We start from the raw sequence: 18,730 nt of genomic DNA on the forward strand, positions 1-18,730 counted from the left end.
AGATTTTTGGCCAAAATTCGGGTAATATTCGGACTGCGACGCAGACCTTACAGTTTCTGATGCGCAATTTGCAAAGTAAAGATTCAGTAAAGGCGACGCACCTACCGTCAGTTTGCGAGACGCTTCGCAGACTACAAATCTTTCCGTCCATATCTATAGAGGAGTGATATGAAAAACTTCGCCAAGTCCATGTACTGTACGGCCACCCTATTGCTGGCCACGCTACCTTCGGCGGCTCAGACTGTCCCGGCTGCCCCCCCAGCCGCCCCCGCTGCTCCGGCGCCCGCTCCGACAACCGGCCTGCCGAATGTGGTCATTCTGGCGACAGGCGGCACCATCGCGTCGTCGGCGGACTCGAATACCCAGGTCGTGAACTATTCGCTGAGTCAGACCGTCAACAACCTGATCAACGCCGTGCCCGCCGTGACCAAGGTCGCCAACGTGACCGGCGAACAGGTCGCCAATACCGGTAGCCAGGACATCACCACTGAGATCCTGCTGACCCTGGCCAAACGCATCAACGTCCTGCTGGCGTCCCCAGATATCAGTGGCGTCGTTGTCACCCACGGCACCGACACCATGGAGGAAACCGCTTACTTCCTCGACCTGGTGGTCAAGAGCGACAAGCCGGTTGTCATGGTCGGTGCCATGCGTCCCTCGTCAGCGCTAAGCGCGGACGGCCCTTTCAATCTGTATCAGGCGGTGCAACTGGCGGCCAACCCGACGGCCACCGGCAAAGGCGTTATGGTGCTGCTCAACGACCGCATCAGTGCGGCGCGGTACGTCACCAAAACCAACACCAGCGCACTCGACACCTTCAAGTCGCCGGAGCAGGGCTACATGGGCGCCTTCGTCGGTGGTAAGCCCTATTTCTACACCCAGCCGACCCAGGTTCATACGACGGGCAGCGACTTCGACGTGAGTACCCTGACCAGCCTGCCGCCCGTCGAGATCCTCTACGGCTACCAGAACAACGCAGGCTACCTGTACGACGCGGCAGTTCAGGCGGGGGCCAAGGGCATCGTGCTGGCAGCGACCGGCAACGGAACCGTCTCGACCGCCTCCAAAAAGGGCCTGGCGGACGCGGTGGCAAAAGGAGTAGTCATCGCCCGCTCGTCCCGAACCGGCAGCGGGACGGTGACGCCCTCACCGGATGATCTCAAGAACGGCTCGGTGTCCACCGACTCCCTGAACCCGCAAAAAGCCCGCATTCTGCTGATGCTGGCTTTGACCAAAACCACCGATCTCAACAAGATTCAGGCCTATTTCGACCGCTACTGAGCGGCGACTTTCAAATCATAGAAACCACAGGAGCCCAGCTCGATGCGGGTCAGCCTCGATGCGGGTCAGCATTGTCCGGTGGTCACTGCTCCTTAGGTCAGGAGTGAGTGCAGTGGGGGGAGCATCGTCTGGTGAGGTCGGGATAGCCCTGAACCCTGACCGAACCTGCCTGCCACGGCTGGTCAGACGCAACCGCGCAATACCACCCAGCTCCTGCTCTATCGGCCCAGCTACGGCTCTACCGATAACGCCGCATGGGGAGCGGGCACCGGCCTGTCCAGGCTGGCTGCCACGAACTGGGTGGGAGTCAGCCCGAAGGCCCGTTTGAAGAGGCGGTTAAATTCCTGGGCGCTGCTGAATCCCACCTGATACGCGATGTCCTGAACGGTGGTCTGGCCGGTCTGAAGCAGCCGCTGGGCCTCGCTCAGCCGTCTGGAGTTGCGGTAGGCGACGGGGCTCATCTTGACCGCCTCCTGAAACAGGGCGCAGCAGTGGGCCGCGCTGAGGTTCGAGGCGTCGGCGATCACCTCCAGCGCGACGGCCTCGGTGTAGCACGCCTCGATCAGTTTCAGGCTGGCGGCGATGCGGCGCAGGGCCCGGCGACGCCGCTCGGCCACCTGATCGACCTCGCCGTGCGGAGCGGCCCTGGCGATCAGCCCCACCGCCTGAATCAGCAGCCCGCCGACCACCACGTCCCACATCGGCGATTGCCCGGCGGCTTCCAGGCGAATGGCGTCCAGCAGGGCGTGCACGTCCGTGTTGAGCGGGCTTCCCAGCGGCAGCACCGGGGACTGCAAGGCGACGTCGCTGATAAACGGCAACCGCACCTCGCGGCGGGTGCGAGCGATCCAGCCCTCATCCAGAATCATCGAGTGGAAATGCACCACGAAGATATCGGCGTCCTCGCCTTCGGGGTAGTTCATGTGCGGCTCAAGGGTATTGACCACGTAGACCTGGCCCGCCGCGAAGCGGTGAATCTGATCGCCGATCACGTAATGGCCCTGCCCCCGGACAATCAGGCCCAGCTCGTAGCTGTCGTGCCAGTGCAGGCGGCGAATCGGGGCGACAGGACGCCGGGTGTCGCGGATGTGAAAGAGTCGGCCCCCGGCCTCCAGGTTGGCGTTGCTCTGCATCTCGGCGAATTCGGGCACCAGTTGCTTCCAGGGCTGTTCCATGCGTGGTCCCATCATAAGCAGCCTCGGCTCGGAATCCGTGTTACCGGGCCGCCGTACCGATCACCTCCCGGTCGAGGGCCGCCGCCGACAACTGGAGTATCCGGTCGATCACCTCCTGCGTGACCCCCAGGTACGCCTGCGGATCGAGCGCTGCTTCCAGCGCCGCACGGTCGAGTCTGCCGATCACCAGCGGGTGACTCAGCACCGCCTCGCGAAAGGCCGCGCCGGTCGCACTGTCGATGGCCGCGTGATGCACGACCTCATGGGCCGCCAGCCGCCCGGTCAACGGTGCCAGCGTCATCATCACCGCTTCGGCCAGCAAGAGCCCCTCGCTGTGCGCCAAGTTGGCCCGCATCCGCTCCGGAAAGACGCGCAGCCCGCCGAGCACGAACTGCATGGTTTCGCAGCCGCTCTGGGTCAGCACCGCGCACTCGCCGAGAATGGTCTCGAAGGTGGCGCTGGCGGCGGCGTCTCCCTCGTCGCCCTGCACATTGGCCTCCAGGGCCACCCCGACCCGGCTGCGCACCAGCCGCGAGAGGCTGATGACGCCCTGGCAGCGGGTCGGGTTGCGCTTTTGCGGCATGGTGGACGAGCCGATCTTGCCGGGATAAAACGGCTCTTCGAGTTCGGCGATCTCGCTGCGCTGCATCAACACGATGTCCTGGGCGATCTTTTCCAGGGTACTCATCAGCAGGCCCTGCACCCCGATGTATTCGGCAAAGCCGTCGGCGGCGGTGCGCACAGGGATCAGGGCGGCGCCCAGGTTCAGGAGTTCTGCCAGGCGTGCCTGGACCCGCAAGCCGCCCTCGCCCATGCTGGCCAGCGTGCCGATGGCCCCGCCGAGGCTGGCCACGAACACGCGCGGCTCACAGGTGCGCAGCCGCTCGGATTGCCGGGAGAGTTCGCTGAGCCAGGCCGCCGCCTTGAAGCCGAAGGTCATCGGCAGCGCGTGCTGGCCGTGGGTTCGCCCGGCCATCAGCGAGCTGCGGTGCTCACCGACCAGTGCGCTGAGCCGGGCGCACATCGCCGCCAGATGGGCCAGGGTGGCCGTGTGCGTCTCACGCAGTTGCAACACGGCGGCGATGTCGAGGATGTTCTGCGTCGTGGCGCCCCAGTGCAGGTAACCGCCCGCGTCACCGGCGCACAGCGCGGCAAACTGGCTCAGGACCGGCATCAGGGGGTGCTGCGTGAAGCGCACCTCCTCGGCCAGGCGCCCGGTATCGAACAGCTCCACCCGCGCCTGCCGCCGAATCTCCAGGGCGGCTGCCGCCGGAATGAGCCCCAGTTCCGCCTGCGCCTGGGCCAGCGCCGCCTCGACATCGAGCCAGCGTTGCAGGGTGGTGCGGTCGTCCCAGATGACCTTGGCCGCCTGACTGAACGACTGGGCGCGGAGAAACGAATCAATGGCGTGTACAGGCATCAGCAGTCCTTGGGCGGGTCATTTCGAATCTGGAGCGGCACTCTCTGGAGCGGCACTCTCTGAAACAGTGCTCTCTGGAACAGTGCTGGCGTCACTTGCGGGCGTTGTAACGGTCCAACGCCCTTTGCATGATGCCCGTGGCCTCGTCGATGCCCTGATCCTTGACCCTCGCCGCGTAGGCATCAAAGCGCTCCAGCGGCTCGGCGCCCGTGATAAATTTGGCCGTCATCTCCGCGACGTAGGTGTTGACGTCGTTCATGATGCTGGCGAACTTGCGGCTGTCGCCCTGCGACGGCGTGACCCCCGGCAGAACCCGCTCGAACGACGCCCGCCGCCAGAGCTGGTAGGCGCTTTGCTGCTGCGGCAGGCTGAACAGTTGGCGGATGTAGCGAATGTCCTGAATGCCGATCAGGAACTGGGGGCGGCAGCAGTAGGTCAGCGCCTGGGCCATGCTCAGCTTGGGGTTTTTGGTAATCATGTCGGTGTAGACCGGCTGGCCATTCACCAACGTGTAGGTGGCGCCCTCCTTGCCGAAGTTGACCGCCAGGCGCCCCGCCGGGGAGTACTGGTAATCGAGCCACTTGACCGTTTCCGGGATGCTCTTGTTGGTGCCCGAAATGGCCGCGCCGTAGCCCTGATAGCGGCGGCTGGCCGAGTGGAAGGGCATGTAGTTCTTGCCGCCCTGCCCGAAGGCGTAGGGCGCGGCGACCAGACTGAAGCCTGGGATCTGCTTGGCGGCGTTGGCCAGGTAGCGGCCCATTCCGCTGCCCGCGTAGCCGTAAAACGCACCGACGCGGTTTTGCAGCACCTTGGCATCGAGTTGCTGGGTCGTGGACGACATGAAGTCGGGATCGATCAAGCCCGCCGCATACCACTGGTGCATCTGGGTCAGGAAGCGTTTGTAGTCGTCGGTGATCTCCGCGTATCCGACCTTGCCGGGAGCGCTCTGATAAAAGCCGGGGGCCAGGTTATAGGCGCTCAGGAAGCCCTGCACCGTCAACGGAATGCCGGTGCTCGCCGAGGTGCTGTCGCCGGACAGCGGGATCTCGTCGGGCTTGCCGTTGCCGTTGGGATCCCCGGTCTTGATGGCCTTGAGTACCGCCGTCCAGTCGGCGACGCTGCGCGGTGGGCGCAGCTTGAGGCGCTCCAGCCAGTCGGCGCGCAGGGTCGGGCCGTAGGTCACCCCCTCCTTGAGCGGATTGATGCGGATCGCCGGAAAGGCGTAGATGTCGCCGTCGTCGGTGCTGATGTCGCGGCGCAGGCCGGGATTGGCCGCCAGGTACTTGGTCAGGTTGGGGGCGTATTTGGCGATGGCCTCGTTGAGCCGCACGATCACGCCCTGGCGCAGCATCTGCTCCGGTCCGCCGGGAACGTCGAACCAACTGTATTCGATGATGTCCGGGTAATTGCGCGAGGCGAGCAGCAGATTGAAGCGCTCCTTTTCGCTGCCCAGCGGCGGGTGCTCGAAGTCCACCTTGATGCCGGTGCTGCCTTCGAGCATCTTGTAGAGCGTCATCTCGCCGAAGTTCTTGATGGCGCCGTTGGCATTGGCGTTGAACGGCGCCCAGATCTTCAATGTCAGGTTCTGTGAGATGGGCAGCTTGAGCGCTTCCTGGGCCTGCGCTGTCAACATGCCGGTCAGCGCGAGCATGGGGAGTATAAGGCGCTTGATCTTCATATCGTCTCCTGTCGTTCAAATGAGTTGCTGCTTGGCGGCGGGCAACCCGGTGCCAGGCCCGCTTTTCAGGTCCTGCTCCCTACTCCTTGACGCCGCCCACCAGCACCCCCTTGACGAAGTAGCGCTGCAAGAAGGGGTAGACCAGCAAGATCGGCAGGATGCTGGCGACGATGGCGGCGTAGCGCAGCGTCACCGCGACCGGTTCGGCGGCGTCGCCCCCGGCCCCCACGCCCTCGGTGCTGCCGTCGATCAGAATCTGCCGGAGTGCCAGTTGCAGCGGGTGGAGGTGTGGATCGTTGAGGTAGATCAGCGCCGAGAACCACGAGTTCCAGTGGCCCACCGCGTAAAACAGCACCAGCACGGCGAGGGTCGGCAGCGACAGCGGAATGTAGATGCGGCACAGGATAATCAGGTCGTTGGCACCCTCCAGCCGGGCGCTCTCCTCCAGACTGGGGGGAATGGCGGCGAAGGCCGTGCGCAGGATCAGCAGATTCCAGGTGTTGACCGCCGTGGGCAAGATCACCGCCAGCGGGTTGTTGAGCAGGCCCAGGCTCTGCACCAGCAGGAAGTTGGGGATCAGGCCGCCGCTGAAGAACATGGTCAGGACGATGAACAGCGTGATCGGCGTGCGGCCCACCAGGTCGTGCTTCGAGAGGCCGTAAGCGCCCAGACAGGTCAGCACGATGTTCAGCGCCGTGCCGAAGACGGTGTACAGGACGGTGTTGCGGTAACTTTCGCGCAGGTAGCTGTTCTCGAAGACCCGGACGTAGGCCTCCAGCGAGAAGCCCTGTGGGGCCAGCAGCACGCCGCTGTGGCGCAGCATCCGGCTCGGCTCGGAGAGCGAGGCCATCAGCACGTAGTAAAACGGGTACAGCGTGATGAGGACCAGCGCCAGCAGCAGCACGGCGTTGAAGACATCGAACACCCGGTCGCCGAGGGGAGACCTGAACCCCTGGCTCTGGCGCAGCGCCCTGGGCGGCCTCACCGGCTTCCCCGGATGATGCGGCGAGGCCGGTTCACCATAAGCTGCTGCCGGTAAACGTTCTGGAGAGCCGGTTGGCCAGCAGAAGCAGCGCCAACGCGATCACGGCGTTGAAGAGTCCCACCGCCGCGCCGTAGCTGAAGTTGGCTTCCAGCAGGCCCCGGCGGTACACCGTGGTGGAGATCACGTCGGCGGTCTCGTAGGTGCTGGGGTTGTAGAGCAGGATGATCTTCTCAAAACCCACGCTCATCATCTGACCGATCCGCAAGATCAACAGGGTGATGATGGTCGGCATCATGCCGGGCAGCGTGACGTGGCGCACCAGATGCCATCGTCCGGCGCCGTCCACTCTGGCCGCCTCATACAGACTCGGATTGATGCCCGCCAGCGCCGCCAGGTAGATGATGCTGCCCCAGCCGACGCTCTGCCAGATGCCGGACCCGACGTAGATGCCCTGGAACGAGCCGGGGTCGGACATGTACGCCGTGCGCGTGCCGCCCAGCGAGACGAGGATGTCGTTAATCAGGCCGTTTTGCGCGAACAGGTCCAGCACCAGCCCGGAGATCACGACGATGGAGATGAAGTGCGGCAGGTAAACCATCGTCTGAACGAATCGTCGGAAGCGGGTGCTGGTGACCTCGTTGAGCAGCAGGGCCAGGAGAATCGGCGCTGTGAACCCGAACAGCAGATCCCAGACGTTGATCATCAAAGTATTGCGCAGCACCCGCCAGAAATAGAACGAGCCGAAGAACTCGTGAAACCACTGCCAGCCGACCCAGGGACTGCCGCCTATGCCCACGGCAGGGCTGTAATCCTTGAAGGCGATGATGAGCCCGTAGAGCGGGCCGTATTCAAACACCGCGTAGTAGAGCAGCACCGGGACCAGCATCAGGTAAACCCAGGTGTAGCGCTGCCATGACCGCCGCCAGCGCGACTCCCGAATTGGCCTGACCCCGACGCCGCCACTGCGAACTCTCTCTTGCATTGATCCTCCGCTCACGCCCACACGCCTGAGCAACCGGTCCAGTCAGCGTCGGGGGCGTGAGCGCCCCGACCGGCTGGCCTAGACCTGTTGTTCGTTGTGGTTGAGAAAAACGATAGGGCAAAGCAGGATTCACCGGACAGAGGCAAAACTCGCCCAGGATGAACGGATCTTCTGATTTCGGTCCGGCGAACAGAGTGTCCATGTCGAGTTCAGAGCCAGCGTGGCGGCTTCCGCCGATCTGTGAGGAAAACCAGCCTGAAGAGCCTGCTTTCAGAGCACCGGGATTCTTCCAAACGACAAAACGCACCCCGGACGCCTGACGGCCCAGGGTGCGGGGCTGCTGAACTCAGCGGGTGACGTTCAGGGTGATGGTGCGGGCTGCGGCGCCCTGGCCGCTTTCTTTCAGGGCGTAGGTGATGCGTCCGGCGCCGGGCCTGCTGGTGTACGACCAGCCGCAGCCCGCGTCCAGCGGCAAGACCTTCCGTCCGATCTGGCGACCCCCCCGGCTGACGGTGACGACGTAACTCTTGCCGCTCCCCTCTCCGCCGACGCGAAACGGCTGCCTGACCTGGGCGCCGTCCTTGAGCGAAAGGGAGAAGGGCCTGGTGCAGCGTCCGGCCTGGGCGGCTGCGGCGGTCACCGTCAGCTTCAGGTCGCTCGCCTCGGTGCCCGCCGCCACCGTGTAGGTGTGCGACCCGGCGCTGGGGCTGGGCAAGCTCTCGTCGGGTTCGCTGGTGACGGGCCTGCTTTATCTGGTGGTCCCGCTGGTTGCAGGCGCCGTCGCCGCCGTGATCGCCGTCTACCTGACCCCCGAAGGCGCCGACGAAGCTGAGCGCGAGGTGGTGACGGCTCTGCCCAAGCAGCCGTGATTACACAGAGACGACCACGACCGGAAATTCCACCTGGAATACGGCTCCTCCCCCTGGCGCGTCCGTGAGTTTGACGGTGCCCCCATGCAATTCGGCGAGTTGTTTCACGATGGCCAGGCCCAGACCGGAGCCTGAGCCGTGGGTATCCGAATGGTAAAACCGCTCGAAGACCCGCTCCTTCATCGCTTCGGCGACGCCAGGCCCGGAATCCTGAACGCGAAGTTCCACCGTTGTGTTCTGCGCTTTGACGCAAACGATGATCCGCCCTGCCGGGGGAGAAAACTTCAGTGCATTTTCCAGCAGATTCAGCATGATTTGAGACAGCCGCACGGGGTCACCTCTTAAAACCGCCGTCTCTGTAGAGAGTTCGAGGTGAACTTCCTTCAGAAGCGCCCGCTGTCTGAATCCGGCCACCGCGTCACTGGCAACAACAGCCAGATCACAGGTCTCAAGCGTGAGGTTGAGTTTGCCCGCATCGGCCAGCGAAAGGTGACGCAAATCTTCTACCAGGCGGGCCAGGAAATCGGTGTGCTGCTTAAGAAGGTTGATCTCACTCATATCCAGCGTGAAGAGGCCGTCTTGCAGGGCGGCGAGCCTGGCTTGCAGGACGGCCAGCGGGGTTCGCAGTTCGTGGGCGATGGAGGCGGTGGTGGCCCGCCGCTCAGCTTCGAGCCGTTCCAGAGAAGCGGCCATCTGGTTGAAGTCGTCCAGTAGACGGCTGGTCTCGCCGCTTTGCCAGTTCAGATACGTTCGCCTCGTGACTGAAGCTATCGTCATGGGCGACTTCGTTACGGGCGACAGGCGGGCACGGGCGCTCAGGTCTCCCCCGGCCACCCGCTGCGCCGCCGTCGAGACCTCGCTGAGTGGCCGGGCCAGGGACCGCGCGATGTAGGCCGCCAGCAGCGTGGCAAGGACGAATCCGAACAGCGATCCCCAGGCCCCCACGGCCACGTCGTCGTTCGTGAACAGCGCGGCCAGGCCCTTGGCCACCAAAAACAGGACACAGAAGCTGACCAGCACGCCCATGATCCCCAGCCACAGGCCCACCCAGATACGGTTCACCGGTCGCCGCCGTCCATCAGGCGATACCCGACGCCACGCACCGATTCGAACGGATCAGCCGCCCCGACGGCACCGAGCTTGCGCCGGACGCTGTTGAGGTGCGCGTCGACCACCCGTTCGAGCGCCCCGGACTCAGGCAGACACGCCTGGATCAGTTCGGCGCGGCTGAACACCCGCCCTGGGTGCCGGGCCAGCAGTTCCAGCAGCCGGAACTCGCTCAGCGTCAGGTCGAGGCGCTTGCCCAGGGCTTTGACCTGCATGCCACGCGAATCGATTTCAAGCCCGGCCACCAGCACCGGCCCGCCCCCGTCTCTGGGCTGTGTGCGCCTCAAGACCGCCTTGACCCGTTCGATCACTTCGGGCGGATTGAAGGGTTTGGTCACGTAGTCGTCGGTGCCCATCCTGAAGCCCACCAGCCGGTCCACATCGTCCACACGGGCGGTGACCATGATGACCGGCGTGTCGCCGTCCTGGCGGATGCGCCGCAGAATCTCGAAGCCGTCGAGCTTCGGCAGCGTCACGTCGAGCAGCACCAGATCAGGCCGGGTGGCGCGGAACAGGCGCAGGGCCGCTTCGCCGTCGAAGGCCCGCTCGGTCCGGAAGCCCTCCCGGCGCAGATAGGCTTCGAGAACCTGGCTCAGACTCGGTTCGTCCTCGACGACGAGCACGAGTGAGTACTGGGAGGCCGAAAGGTCCATACCCCAGTGTAGGAGCGGTGCGGGAGGGGCGGCTGTTGTTTTAGGTAGATTGTTTTAAGTAGATTCGGGTTTTGAGTGGATTTGAACAAGATTGGATGAGAACCTGGGGTCTGTGCAGAGGCGAAAGCCTGCTCCTGTCGGCCTGGAGACCACACTTGACGAGCTACGGCAGGCCAGAGAAATCTTGTCGGAAGCCGGGAGAAGCCTGACCGGTAGAAACCTAGAGTGCTTTCAAGACCGTGAGCCGTTCCTGTGCCGAGCGCGATGCCGGTCAAACGATGGTCCGGACCACTCCACGTCCCAGCCGTCTCACTGTCCCAACCGTCTCACTGTCCCAGCCGTCTCACTGTCTCAGCCGTCTTTCCCGACCGGCGGCCCCGTCGAGGGCTCCGGCAGAGAATCAAGGAGTCTTTTATGTCTGCGATTCGCACTTCTCGCTCGATGCTGGCCGCCCTTTGCCTGCTGTCTCAGGGTACCTTTGTCCAGACTGCTGAGGCCCGCACAACCTCCGTGCTGGGCGGCGGCGGCCAGCCTGTTTGCCGCGCCACACAGGCCACCCCCAATCTGGCTCAGCTCGACATGTACATCACCCGCATGATGAAGGAGTACGGCGTCCCTGGCGTGGGCCTGGCGCTCGTCGAGAACGGCAGCGTCCGCGTGGTGAAGGGCTACGGCGTGCGCGATGTCAAAACACACGCGCCGGTCACGGCCAACACGCAGTTTGCCATCGGTTCGGTGACCAAATCATTTACCGCCCTGGACATGATGGTGCTGGTCGAGCAGGGCCTGGTTGACCTCGACGCGCCGGTTACGACCTACATCCCGGAATTCAAACTGTCCAATCCGGCAGCGACCCGGACCGTCACCGTGAGAAACCTGTTGAGCCATTCGAGCGGTCTGGTCAGAACCGACGCCACATTGTTCGATGCGAAACTGACGGCCAAAGACGTCATCGCGGCGCTGCCGACCACGCCCCTGGCCGGTAAACCGGGCAAGACCTTCGTCTACAGCAACGTCAATACCATCCTGGCCGGTGAGATCATCAGCCGGGTCAGCGCTCAGCCGTGGGCCGCGTTCACCCGTGAGCGGGTGCTCAAGCCGCTGGGCATGAACACGGCGACGCTCTCGATCAAAGAACTCAGGCAGCAGCCTGACATCGCCACACCGCACGTCATCAACGTCAGGGGCGGCGGCTCGCAACCCGCCCCGTATCTGACCCTGGGCGCAGACGCTCCAGCCGGGGCCGTCAACGCCAGCGCCACCGAGCTGGCCCGCTACGTGCAGTTTCAGCTCGGTGACGGCTCGCCTCTGCTGTCCAGGGCCAACCTCGACCAGATGCACACCGGGCAGGTGGCCGCGCCCGATTTCAATTTGACCGGCGTCTTCGCCGACCAAGTGCGCAAAGTTGCTGCCAAATCGACTGCCGTGCCCGCTGCGCTGGTCACTAACGAGCACTACGGGTTTTACTGGGGTGTCGAGACCTTTCTTGGGCAGCAACTGGTGCAGCATGGCGGCAACGTGACCGGAGAGACCGCCAACATCACCCTGTTGCCCAAGCAGCGCTCAGGTGTGGTAATTCTGGCGAACGTCGAGGGGGCCAACACCTTCATGGAGGCGGTCCGCTTGCACGTCGCCGGAGCCCTGCTCGGCTGCCAGAGTCCCGATGTCAATGCCGTGATCCAGGGGCAGCTCAAAATCTTGCGTCAGGACAACGCTAGCTTCTCAGCCGACCGTCTGGCGGCCCGCACCTACCAGCCTCGCCCGTCTGAACTGAGCGCTCTGGTCGGCAGCTACAGGGGACTGGCCGACACCAAGCCGACCCGGATCAAGGTCGTTGACCGCCGAACGCTCAAGCTGGAATCCGGGTTTCAGGGCGTCCGGTTCGCGGTGGACCTGTTGCCTCTGGGCAAGGACCGCTTCATGGCGACCAGCCAACCCCTGATCGGCGGCGTGATTAAATTCGCTGGCACCAAGGGAAAGCGCACCATCGAACTCGAAGGCTTGACCGGGAATATTCCGCTTGCGGTGTCTGGCAAGTGAACGGTGTCCGGCCAGTGAACACGGATAACTGATTGACGATGTAGGTTGAGGATGCAGGTCCGCCGAAGTCTTGACGCGCACAACCCCCAACGCACGGTAATAAAGCACGGCGAGATCGAGCAACGTTTAGCTCAATCTCGCTGTGCTTGGTTGCGTTCAGCGGCTACCGCGACGAAACCGCCATGTCTTCAATTCATTTTAGTTCCGTCTCAATTCTACCCGGACAGACCGCTCATACGGATTCCGCTCAATTCCGTAACACCCGTAAAAGCGCCGGGTGTTCCTCCATACCGCAGAATCCGCATTTGTTCCTCCTCCCGTTGGTCGGATTGATTCCGAATACAGAACGGAATCAATCGGAATCCGTATCAGGCCCCAATTCGCAACACGATTTTCCCACGGGTGCGGCCACCTTCGGACAGGGTGAACGCCTGCCTGACCTCCGATACCGGCAGCACGGTCTCGATGTATGCCTTCACCTCACCGCGCTCCACGAGCTGCGCGATCTGCACCAACTGCCCCACGTTGGGTTTGCACAGCACCCGCCCGACCCCGAAGCCGCGCTGCCCGGCCTCCTGGTCGGGGAACCCGGTGGCCGTCACCAGGAAGCCGCCGGGCTTGACGCTGGCGAATGACCGGTGAAAGGTGTCGCCGCCGACCGTATCGAACACCACGTCCATGTCCTGGGCCACCGCCTCGAAGCGCTCCCTGGTGTAGTCGATAAACACGTCCACGCCGAGGCTGCGAACAAACTCCTCGTTGCGGGAGGAGGCCACGCCGGTCACGTGTGCGCCCCTGGCCCTGGCAAGCTGCACGGCCAGCGAACCGACGCCGCCCGACGCGCCGGTAATCAGCAGGCGCTGGCCGCTGCTGAGCCTGGCCAGGTCGAACATCGCCTGCCAGGCCGTCAGTGCGCCGAGCGGCACGGCTGCCGCCTGGATGAAGTCGAGGCTCTCCGGCTTACGCGCCATCTCAGCCGCCCTGACGGTGACGTACTCCGCGAAGCCGCCCGACGAGACGATCCCGTACACGGCGTCGCCCGCTGCGAAGCCGATCACGCCGTCGCCCAGCGCCTCGACCGTGCCTGCGATCTCCCCGCCCAGCAGGATCGGCAGGGTTTTGCCCATCCTCACGCCCGCGCCGCTGCGAATCTTCCAGTCCACCGGATTCACGCCCGCCGCCTGAATCCTGACCAGCAGCTCGCCGCTCTGGGGTGTCGGTCGCTCAACGTCGGTGTACTGCACGACGCTGTTGTCGCCGTACTCGTCGATGACCACCGCTTTCATTTTTTCGCTCATGGTGTTGACCCCAGCCTCTGCTTTTTTCTTCAGATAGAGTGAAGTCTGTAGACGTCGGGATTGAGGGTTGACCCTACGGGCGCAGTCGCCCCCCGGCGTCGCTCAGGTTCAGGCGCCGCTCAGGGTCAGGCGGCGCCCCGCAACCTGCTGCCCGCCAGGCTGAAGGCCAGCAGCGCCGCGCCCAGCACCACCGCTGCCAGCGCGCCCCAGACAAAACCGTGCGCCGGATGAGCGGCAGGCGCGGTCAGCAGGAGCGGGCTGAGAAACTGCCCCAGGAACACGGCGCTGCTCATGCCCGCCACCACGCGCCCGCGCCAGGCTGTCGGCGTGATGTCGGCCAGCCAGATGTACAGGTTGGGCAGCACCAGCCCGCCGCCCAGCCCCGCGACGATCAGGCCCGGAACCACGGCGGCGATGGTCGGCCCCTGCGACACGACAGCCCAGCCGCCCGCCACCAGGCCAAACCCCAGGGCCGAGACGACGCGCGGATCGAAGCGGCCCGAAAACCGCGAGTACGTCAGGGACGTGATGGCTGCCGTCAGCGTGAACGCGCCCAGCAGCAGGCCGGTGGCGGCGGGCGAGGCCCCCAGGAATTTCATCAGGAAGGGCCCCTGCGCGGGCATCAGGTAGAAGATCACCATGTAGGCCAGCGCCAGCGCGTAGACCACCCCGATGGCAGCCCACTGCGGTTTGCCCTCGGCCTGGCCGCCAACCTCGCTCACCGTCACCCCTCTGGGCAGGCGCAACACCAGCGGCAGCAGCAGCAGCGCCACAAAATAGATGGCAAACGGCGCACGCCAGCTCACGCCAGCCAGCAGGCCGCCCAGCGGCAACAGCACCGCCCCGCCGAAACTGGTGAAGGCCGCCTGATGGCTCAGAAATTTGCCGCGCTCAGGGCCGCTGAACAGGTCGTTGATCAGCGCCCCACCGGCGGTCATGGTGCCCGCCACCGCCAGCCCCAGCACGACCCGGCCTATCAGCAGCTCTCCCAGCGAGGACACGATCAGTCCGCTGGTCCCGCCCAGTGCGTACAGCAGCAGGGCGCCGATCAGCACCGGTCTGCGCCCGAACCGGTCGGCCAGGACGCCGCTCAGGGGCGCACTCAGGGCGATGGCCAGCCCCACGATGGTCAGCGTCAGCTTGACCAGCAGCGCGGCGTTGGGCTGACCCGCAAAATGCGCCGTCATGGCGGGCAGCGCGGGCGCGATGGTGGCCCCGGCCATGATGGTCAGCGCCGCCAGCAGCAGCAGGGTCAGGCGGGTCAGGACGTCGGGCGGGGCCGATGAGCGGGTGGTGGAGGCGGAAGGTGCAGCCGTCTGCGAATCAGGAGTGGCCGAATCAGGGGTGAGGGGCGTGGTCCTGGTCATCCGTGGACGGTCCTTGGAGGCAGTGAGGGGGGTGGGGAAGGGCAACCAGGCTCGCGGGTGGGCGCAGTGACGATCATGGCTGCATCCTAAGTCCATGCACAGAGACTTTCTATACTCCAGTGTCTTTATTTTCTTCGCCATCGTCCAGAGACGCTGATGGACCCCCTCTCGGAAGTGCTGTCGCTGCTCAGGGCGCGCAGTCTCAGGCCGCGCAGTCTCAGGTCGCGCAGTCTCAGGGCGTCGGGCCTGGACATCGGGGGCGCGTGGTCCTTCGAGTGTTCCCAGAACGTACCGATCAGGTGCTACGCGGTGGTCCACGGGCAGTGCTGGCTGGCCGTCGAGGGCGTGCCCGAAGCGCTGATGCTCAGGGCAGGCGAGTGCTTTTTGCTGCCGGGTGGACGGCCCTTCCGGCTGACCAGCGACCTGTCGTTGCCCGCCGCCGATTACCGCGCCGTTTATCTATCCACGTATCCATCCAAGCAGGCCCTGAAGCACCCGGAACACGATCAGGGCCAGCGGTGACCACGCCAGCCCGCACAGCGCCGAGGTGAGCGTGAACCCGGCCAGTCCCAGCAGGAACATCCGGCGACGCCCGTACAGGTCGCCCAGCCGCCCACCGGTGAGTCGCCCGTCCCCAGCACCCTCGGCTACGCCCTGCTCGGCCTGCTCGCACGCGGAGATCAGTCCGGATACGGCCTCAATGTTCAATTCGGGCAAGGCCGTTTCACAGATGAATTCGTCACAATCTCGCTTTCGGCGCGTGAGACAAGAACTCGAAGCCGGTATCCGTTATCAGGATCAGGTCCTCGATTCGCACCCCGCCCAGGTCCGGCACGTAAATTCCGGGCTCGACCGTCACGACCATGCCCGCCTCCAGCCGCTGATCCTGCGCCCACCTGCTCAGGGCGGGCTCCTCGTGGATGTTCAGGCCCACACCGTGCCCCAGCGAATGCCCGAAATAGTCGCCGTAGCCCGCCTCGACGATCCAGTTCCGGGCCTGCGCGTCGGCGTCGACGCAGCGCACCCCGGCTTTGATGAAGTTCAGCGCCCGCTCCTGGGCGTCATAAACGGTGTTGTAGATGGTGCGCAACTCGCCCGACACTTCGCCCACCGCGTAGGTCCGGGTGATGTCGCTGTGATAGCCGCCGCACCGCGCACCCATGTCGATGGTGACCAGTTCGCCGCCCTGAATCCGTTTGTCGGTGGCGCCACCGTGAGGCATCGCGCCACGGACGCCACTCGCCACGGTGATGCCGAACGCCTTGTCGTCGGCGCCGAGCCTGCGCATGGTGACCTCAAGCTCAAGCGCGACCTCGGCCTCGCGGCGCCCAGCCTGGAGGGTCACGGCGACTTGCGCCAGCGCCTCGTCGGCAATCCGCGCCGAGCGCCGCAACAGTTCGAGTTCGCCCTCCGTTTTCAGCAGCCTGAACGGCTCGACCAGGCCCTTGACCGGGTGCAGCGGCACCTGCCAGACCGAGAGCAGTTCCGAGTACTTGTCGTAACTCACGAATTCAGACTCGAAGGCCACCGGACGGCCTGCGATCAGCCCCCTGGCATGCTCCAGCGCGTCCCTGGGGCGGGCCAGGTGAACGGGGACGCCGGACTGCTGCCTGGCCTGGACGTCGTAGCGAAGATCGGTGTAGAGGGTCGCGCCTTGGGGCGTCACCAGCAGTTTGGCGTCCGCGCCGTCGGTGAAGCCGGTCAGGTAACGGATGTTGGCGGGCGAGGCGATCCAGACTGCCGCGACCTGGAGTTCAGGCAGTTTGCGCTGCACCTGTTCGAGAACGAATGGGGCCTGCGTGGTGAGGTTCAAGGTGCTCTCCTGGGTGTTGAGGTGCGGTGAGGTGTGTGGTCGGTATCAGGGGGCCAGGTGGGGCAAGGCGGAGAGCAGCGCACCGAGCTGGGGCCGCACCGCCCGGCGGGTGGGAAGGGCGCTGCAAAGTCCAGATTGCGCGGGGACGGGTTTGTACGCCACTGCTGTGCCGCCTGCCTAGCCCCGCACCCTCACCAGCTCGCCGAGCCGCTCCAGCACAATCTCGATCTGCTCCAGACTGGTGGCGTAACTCAGGCGGACCCGGCCAGGTGCCAGGAAATCGGTGCCGGGCACCACCGCCACGCGGGCCTGGTCCAGCATCAGTCGGGCGGCTTCGAGCTCGTCGTGGTGAATCGGGGTGACGTCGGCCAGCACGTAGAAGGCGCCCTGCGGCAGGGGGGTTCCTAAGCCCAGGGCGTTCAGGCCCGCCACGATGCGGTCGCGGCGAAGCTGGTACTGGCTGCGGGCCATCTCGATAAAGGCGCGGCTGTCGGCGATGGCGCTCAGGGCCGCCCACTGCGCGACGCTGTTGGGGTTGCTGGTGCTCTGGCCCTGAATGGCGTTCATGGCCCGGATCAGGGCTTTCGGCCCGGCGCCGTAGCCGATGCGCCAGCCGGTCATGGCGTAGGCCTTGCTGGCGCCGTTGACGGTCAAGGTGTGCTCCGGGGCGAAGCGGGCGACGCTCAGGTGCGCGGCGCCGTAGACGATGTGCTCGTACATCTCGTCGCTCAGGATCATCAGGTCGTGCGCCTGTGCCAGCTCGGCCACCGCCTGCAAGGTCGCCTGCGGATAGACCGCCCCGGTCGGGTTGCCCGGCGAGTTGAGCACGATCATGCTGGTGCGCGGCGTGATGGCCGCCCGCACCGCCTCCGGGTCCAGCGCGTAGCCGTCTTTGGCGTGGGTCGTGACCGGCACCGGTACGCCCCCGGCGAAGCGCACCATCTCCGGGTAGCTGACCCAGTACGGCGCCGGAATAATCACCTCGTCGCCAGGGTCGAGCAGGGCGAAAAAGGCGTTGAACAGCACCTGTTTGCCGCCGGTACTGACCGTCACCGCCTCCGGGGCGTAGCTCAGGTTGTTCTCGCGCTCCAGCTTGCGCACGATCACCTCGCGCAGCTCAGGAATGCCCTGCACCGCCGTGTAGCGGGTCTTGCCCGCCCGAATGGCGTCGATGGCCGCCTGCCTGACGTGTTCGGGGGTGGCGAAGTCCGGCTCGCCCGCCGCCATGCTGATGATATCGACGCCCTGGCGCCGGAGTTCCGTGGCGTGGTCGCTCACCGCCACGGTGCTCGACGGGCGCAGAATCTGGACATTCCGGGAGAGTCGCGGGGTGAACATGCCCTCAGTGTAGACCTCAGTGTAGAGCGGTGTTCGGCCTGGGCGGCGCAGGTCTGAGCTCGCCTGAACGCTCAAGCTGCCGTCAGCCACTTCCCGGCGCCGTCTCATCCGGCGGCGCCAGTATGAAGCTCATGCTGCGCCGACTGATCTCCGTTCTCCTGGTGCTGGCCCTGCTCGGCGGTCTGGCTCTGCTGGCCTGGCCCGCGCTTCAAAACGCCCGGCGCTACGCCGAACTGCTCCGGGCGCCGGGGCCGCAGGGGTCCAGCCTGGCGGCGCCACTGCCGGGCGTGCGCTACGCCGACACCTGGGGCACCGCCCGCAGCGAGGGCCGCCGCCACGAGGGCGTGGACATCTTCGCGCCGCGTGGGACGCCGATTCTGGCAACCGTGGGCGGCGTGGTCGGGCGCGTCGGTCTGGACCGGCTGGGCGGGCGGATCGTCTACGTGACCGGCCCCGGCGGCTATCACCACTACTACGCCCACCTGGAGCGCTACGCCGATCTGGAGCGCGGTCAGTGGATCAGCGCCGGAACCGTCGTCGGCTACGTGGGCGACAGCGGCAACGCCCAGGGCACGCCGCCGCACCTGCATTACGGGGTGTACTCGCCGGGCTGGCAGGCCACCAACCCCTATCCGCTGCTGAGAAAAAGCTCGGTGGCGAGAAACCGGTAGTCCACCTGATGCTGGAGTTCTGATAGACGCAGGAGTTGATTGATACAGACGCG

The 18,730-nt window shown here is 65.2% G+C and carries 18 protein-coding genes; 5 read left to right on the top strand and 13 right to left on the bottom strand.

Going from position 1 to position 18,730, the window contains the following annotated elements; genetic code table 11:
• Positions 1 to 168: 168 nt before the first annotated feature.
• Positions 169 to 1,281 (top strand): type II asparaginase, encoded by a 1,113-nt coding sequence (locus Q0R23_RS13465; protein WP_293913779.1) that lies wholly within the window; start codon positions 169 to 171, stop codon positions 1,279 to 1,281.
• Positions 1,282 to 1,511: 230 nt separating this feature from the next.
• Here the strand turns inward: Q0R23_RS13465 and Q0R23_RS13470 are convergent, their stop codons facing one another.
• From Q0R23_RS13470 to Q0R23_RS13495, 6 genes are all read right to left on the bottom strand, one after another.
• Positions 1,512 to 2,456: an AraC family transcriptional regulator gene (locus tag Q0R23_RS13470; RefSeq protein WP_293913781.1), complete on the bottom strand. Its 945-nt coding sequence runs from the start codon at positions 2,454 to 2,456 to the stop codon at positions 1,512 to 1,514.
• A gap of 40 nt (positions 2,457 to 2,496) precedes the next feature.
• Positions 2,497 to 3,876 carry an adenylosuccinate lyase family protein gene (locus Q0R23_RS13475; RefSeq protein WP_293913783.1) on the bottom strand — a complete coding sequence of 460 codons (1,380 nt, stop codon included), beginning with the start codon at positions 3,874 to 3,876 and terminating at the stop codon, positions 2,497 to 2,499.
• A gap of 91 nt (positions 3,877 to 3,967) precedes the next feature.
• The gene (locus Q0R23_RS13480) at positions 3,968 to 5,554 is read right to left on the bottom strand and encodes an extracellular solute-binding protein (RefSeq protein ID WP_293913784.1); all 1,587 of its coding nucleotides are present in this window, start codon (positions 5,552 to 5,554) and stop codon (positions 3,968 to 3,970) included.
• Positions 5,555 to 5,633: 79 nt separating this feature from the next.
• Positions 5,634 to 6,539, bottom strand: a complete 906-nt coding sequence (locus tag Q0R23_RS13485; RefSeq protein WP_293913786.1) for a carbohydrate ABC transporter permease — start codon at positions 6,537 to 6,539, stop codon at positions 5,634 to 5,636.
• A gap of 31 nt (positions 6,540 to 6,570) precedes the next feature.
• The gene (locus Q0R23_RS13490) at positions 6,571 to 7,521 is read right to left on the bottom strand and encodes an ABC transporter permease subunit (RefSeq protein WP_293913788.1); all 951 of its coding nucleotides are present in this window, start codon (positions 7,519 to 7,521) and stop codon (positions 6,571 to 6,573) included.
• A gap of 346 nt (positions 7,522 to 7,867) precedes the next feature.
• Positions 7,868 to 8,236, bottom strand: coding sequence for a hypothetical protein (locus Q0R23_RS13495; protein WP_293913789.1), 369 nt, complete (start codon positions 8,234 to 8,236; stop codon positions 7,868 to 7,870).
• A gap of 19 nt (positions 8,237 to 8,255) precedes the next feature.
• Here Q0R23_RS13495 and Q0R23_RS13500 point away from each other — a divergent pair, with 19 nt between their 5' ends.
• Positions 8,256 to 8,390 (top strand): hypothetical protein, encoded by a 135-nt coding sequence (locus Q0R23_RS13500; protein ID WP_293913791.1) that lies wholly within the window; start codon positions 8,256 to 8,258, stop codon positions 8,388 to 8,390.
• On the opposite strand, the gene Q0R23_RS13505 is transcribed toward Q0R23_RS13500, so the two are convergent.
• Together Q0R23_RS13505 and Q0R23_RS13510 are read right to left on the bottom strand one after the other, a co-directional pair.
• Complete coding sequence (locus Q0R23_RS13505) at positions 8,391 to 9,416, bottom strand: ATP-binding protein (RefSeq protein WP_293913793.1); 1,026 nt, start codon at positions 9,414 to 9,416, stop codon at positions 8,391 to 8,393.
• Positions 9,417 to 9,448: 32 nt separating this feature from the next.
• A complete protein-coding gene (locus Q0R23_RS13510; protein ID WP_293913795.1) occupies positions 9,449 to 10,150 on the bottom strand; it encodes a response regulator transcription factor in 702 nt (233 codons plus the stop codon).
• Positions 10,151 to 10,564: 414 nt separating this feature from the next.
• Between Q0R23_RS13510 and Q0R23_RS13515 the strand changes: the two genes are divergently transcribed.
• Positions 10,565 to 12,190, top strand: coding sequence for a serine hydrolase domain-containing protein (locus Q0R23_RS13515; protein WP_293913797.1), 1,626 nt, complete (start codon positions 10,565 to 10,567; stop codon positions 12,188 to 12,190).
• A gap of 368 nt (positions 12,191 to 12,558) precedes the next feature.
• Here the strand turns inward: Q0R23_RS13515 and Q0R23_RS13520 are convergent, their stop codons facing one another.
• Positions 12,559 to 13,488 carry an NADP-dependent oxidoreductase gene (locus tag Q0R23_RS13520; protein ID WP_293913799.1) on the bottom strand — a complete coding sequence of 310 codons (930 nt, stop codon included), beginning with the start codon at positions 13,486 to 13,488 and terminating at the stop codon, positions 12,559 to 12,561.
• A gap of 125 nt (positions 13,489 to 13,613) precedes the next feature.
• On the bottom strand, positions 13,614 to 14,855 hold the full coding sequence (locus tag Q0R23_RS13525) for an MFS transporter (protein ID WP_293913801.1): 1,242 nt from the start codon (positions 14,853 to 14,855) through the stop codon (positions 13,614 to 13,616).
• A gap of 156 nt (positions 14,856 to 15,011) precedes the next feature.
• Between Q0R23_RS13525 and Q0R23_RS13530 the strand changes: the two genes are divergently transcribed.
• On the top strand, positions 15,012 to 15,377 hold the full coding sequence (locus Q0R23_RS13530) for a cupin domain-containing protein (protein ID WP_293913802.1): 366 nt from the start codon (positions 15,012 to 15,014) through the stop codon (positions 15,375 to 15,377).
• Here Q0R23_RS13530 and Q0R23_RS13535 read toward each other — a convergent pair.
• From Q0R23_RS13535 to Q0R23_RS13545, 3 genes are all read right to left on the bottom strand, one after another.
• Positions 15,315 to 15,572, bottom strand: coding sequence for an MFS transporter (locus Q0R23_RS13535; RefSeq protein WP_293913803.1), 258 nt, complete (start codon positions 15,570 to 15,572; stop codon positions 15,315 to 15,317). The two genes, Q0R23_RS13530 and Q0R23_RS13535, sit on opposite strands and share 63 nt — an antisense overlap.
• Positions 15,573 to 15,594: 22 nt before the next feature.
• Entirely contained in the window at positions 15,595 to 16,668 is a 1,074-nt protein-coding gene (locus Q0R23_RS13540; protein WP_293913805.1) for a Xaa-Pro peptidase family protein, read from the bottom strand.
• 177 nt (positions 16,669 to 16,845) lie between these two features.
• A complete protein-coding gene (locus Q0R23_RS13545) occupies positions 16,846 to 18,006 on the bottom strand; it encodes a pyridoxal phosphate-dependent aminotransferase (protein ID WP_293913807.1) in 1,161 nt (386 codons plus the stop codon).
• Positions 18,007 to 18,128: 122 nt separating this feature from the next.
• Between Q0R23_RS13545 and Q0R23_RS13550 the strand changes: the two genes are divergently transcribed.
• Entirely contained in the window at positions 18,129 to 18,677 is a 549-nt protein-coding gene (locus Q0R23_RS13550; RefSeq protein ID WP_293913809.1) for a M23 family metallopeptidase, read from the top strand.
• Positions 18,678 to 18,730 lie beyond the last annotated feature (53 nt).

The sequence above is a fragment of the Deinococcus sp. genome (assembly GCF_025362455.1).
Classification (GTDB): domain Bacteria; phylum Deinococcota; class Deinococci; order Deinococcales; family Deinococcaceae; genus Deinococcus.

Coding starts and splice junctions, on each gene's coding strand:
- Q0R23_RS13465 (WP_293913779.1), top strand. CDS start 169: ATGAAAAACTTCGCCAAGTCCATGTACTGTACGGCCACCCTATTGCTG.
- Q0R23_RS13470 (WP_293913781.1), bottom strand. CDS start 2,456: ATGGAACAGCCCTGGAAGCAACTGGTGCCCGAATTCGCCGAGATGCAG.
- Q0R23_RS13475 (WP_293913783.1), bottom strand. CDS start 3,876: ATGCCTGTACACGCCATTGATTCGTTTCTCCGCGCCCAGTCGTTCAGT.
- Q0R23_RS13480 (WP_293913784.1), bottom strand. CDS start 5,554: ATGAAGATCAAGCGCCTTATACTCCCCATGCTCGCGCTGACCGGCATG.
- Q0R23_RS13490 (WP_293913788.1), bottom strand. CDS start 7,521: ATGCAAGAGAGAGTTCGCAGTGGCGGCGTCGGGGTCAGGCCAATTCGG.
- Q0R23_RS13505 (WP_293913793.1), bottom strand. CDS start 9,416: ATGGGCGTGCTGGTCAGCTTCTGTGTCCTGTTTTTGGTGGCCAAGGGC.
- Q0R23_RS13510 (WP_293913795.1), bottom strand. CDS start 10,150: ATGGACCTTTCGGCCTCCCAGTACTCACTCGTGCTCGTCGTCGAGGAC.
- Q0R23_RS13515 (WP_293913797.1), top strand. CDS start 10,565: ATGTCTGCGATTCGCACTTCTCGCTCGATGCTGGCCGCCCTTTGCCTG.
- Q0R23_RS13520 (WP_293913799.1), bottom strand. CDS start 13,488: ATGAGCGAAAAAATGAAAGCGGTGGTCATCGACGAGTACGGCGACAAC.
- Q0R23_RS13525 (WP_293913801.1), bottom strand. CDS start 14,855: ATGACCAGGACCACGCCCCTCACCCCTGATTCGGCCACTCCTGATTCG.
- Q0R23_RS13530 (WP_293913802.1), top strand. CDS start 15,012: ATGGACCCCCTCTCGGAAGTGCTGTCGCTGCTCAGGGCGCGCAGTCTC.
- Q0R23_RS13545 (WP_293913807.1), bottom strand. CDS start 18,006: ATGTTCACCCCGCGACTCTCCCGGAATGTCCAGATTCTGCGCCCGTCG.
- Q0R23_RS13550 (WP_293913809.1), top strand. CDS start 18,129: ATGAAGCTCATGCTGCGCCGACTGATCTCCGTTCTCCTGGTGCTGGCC.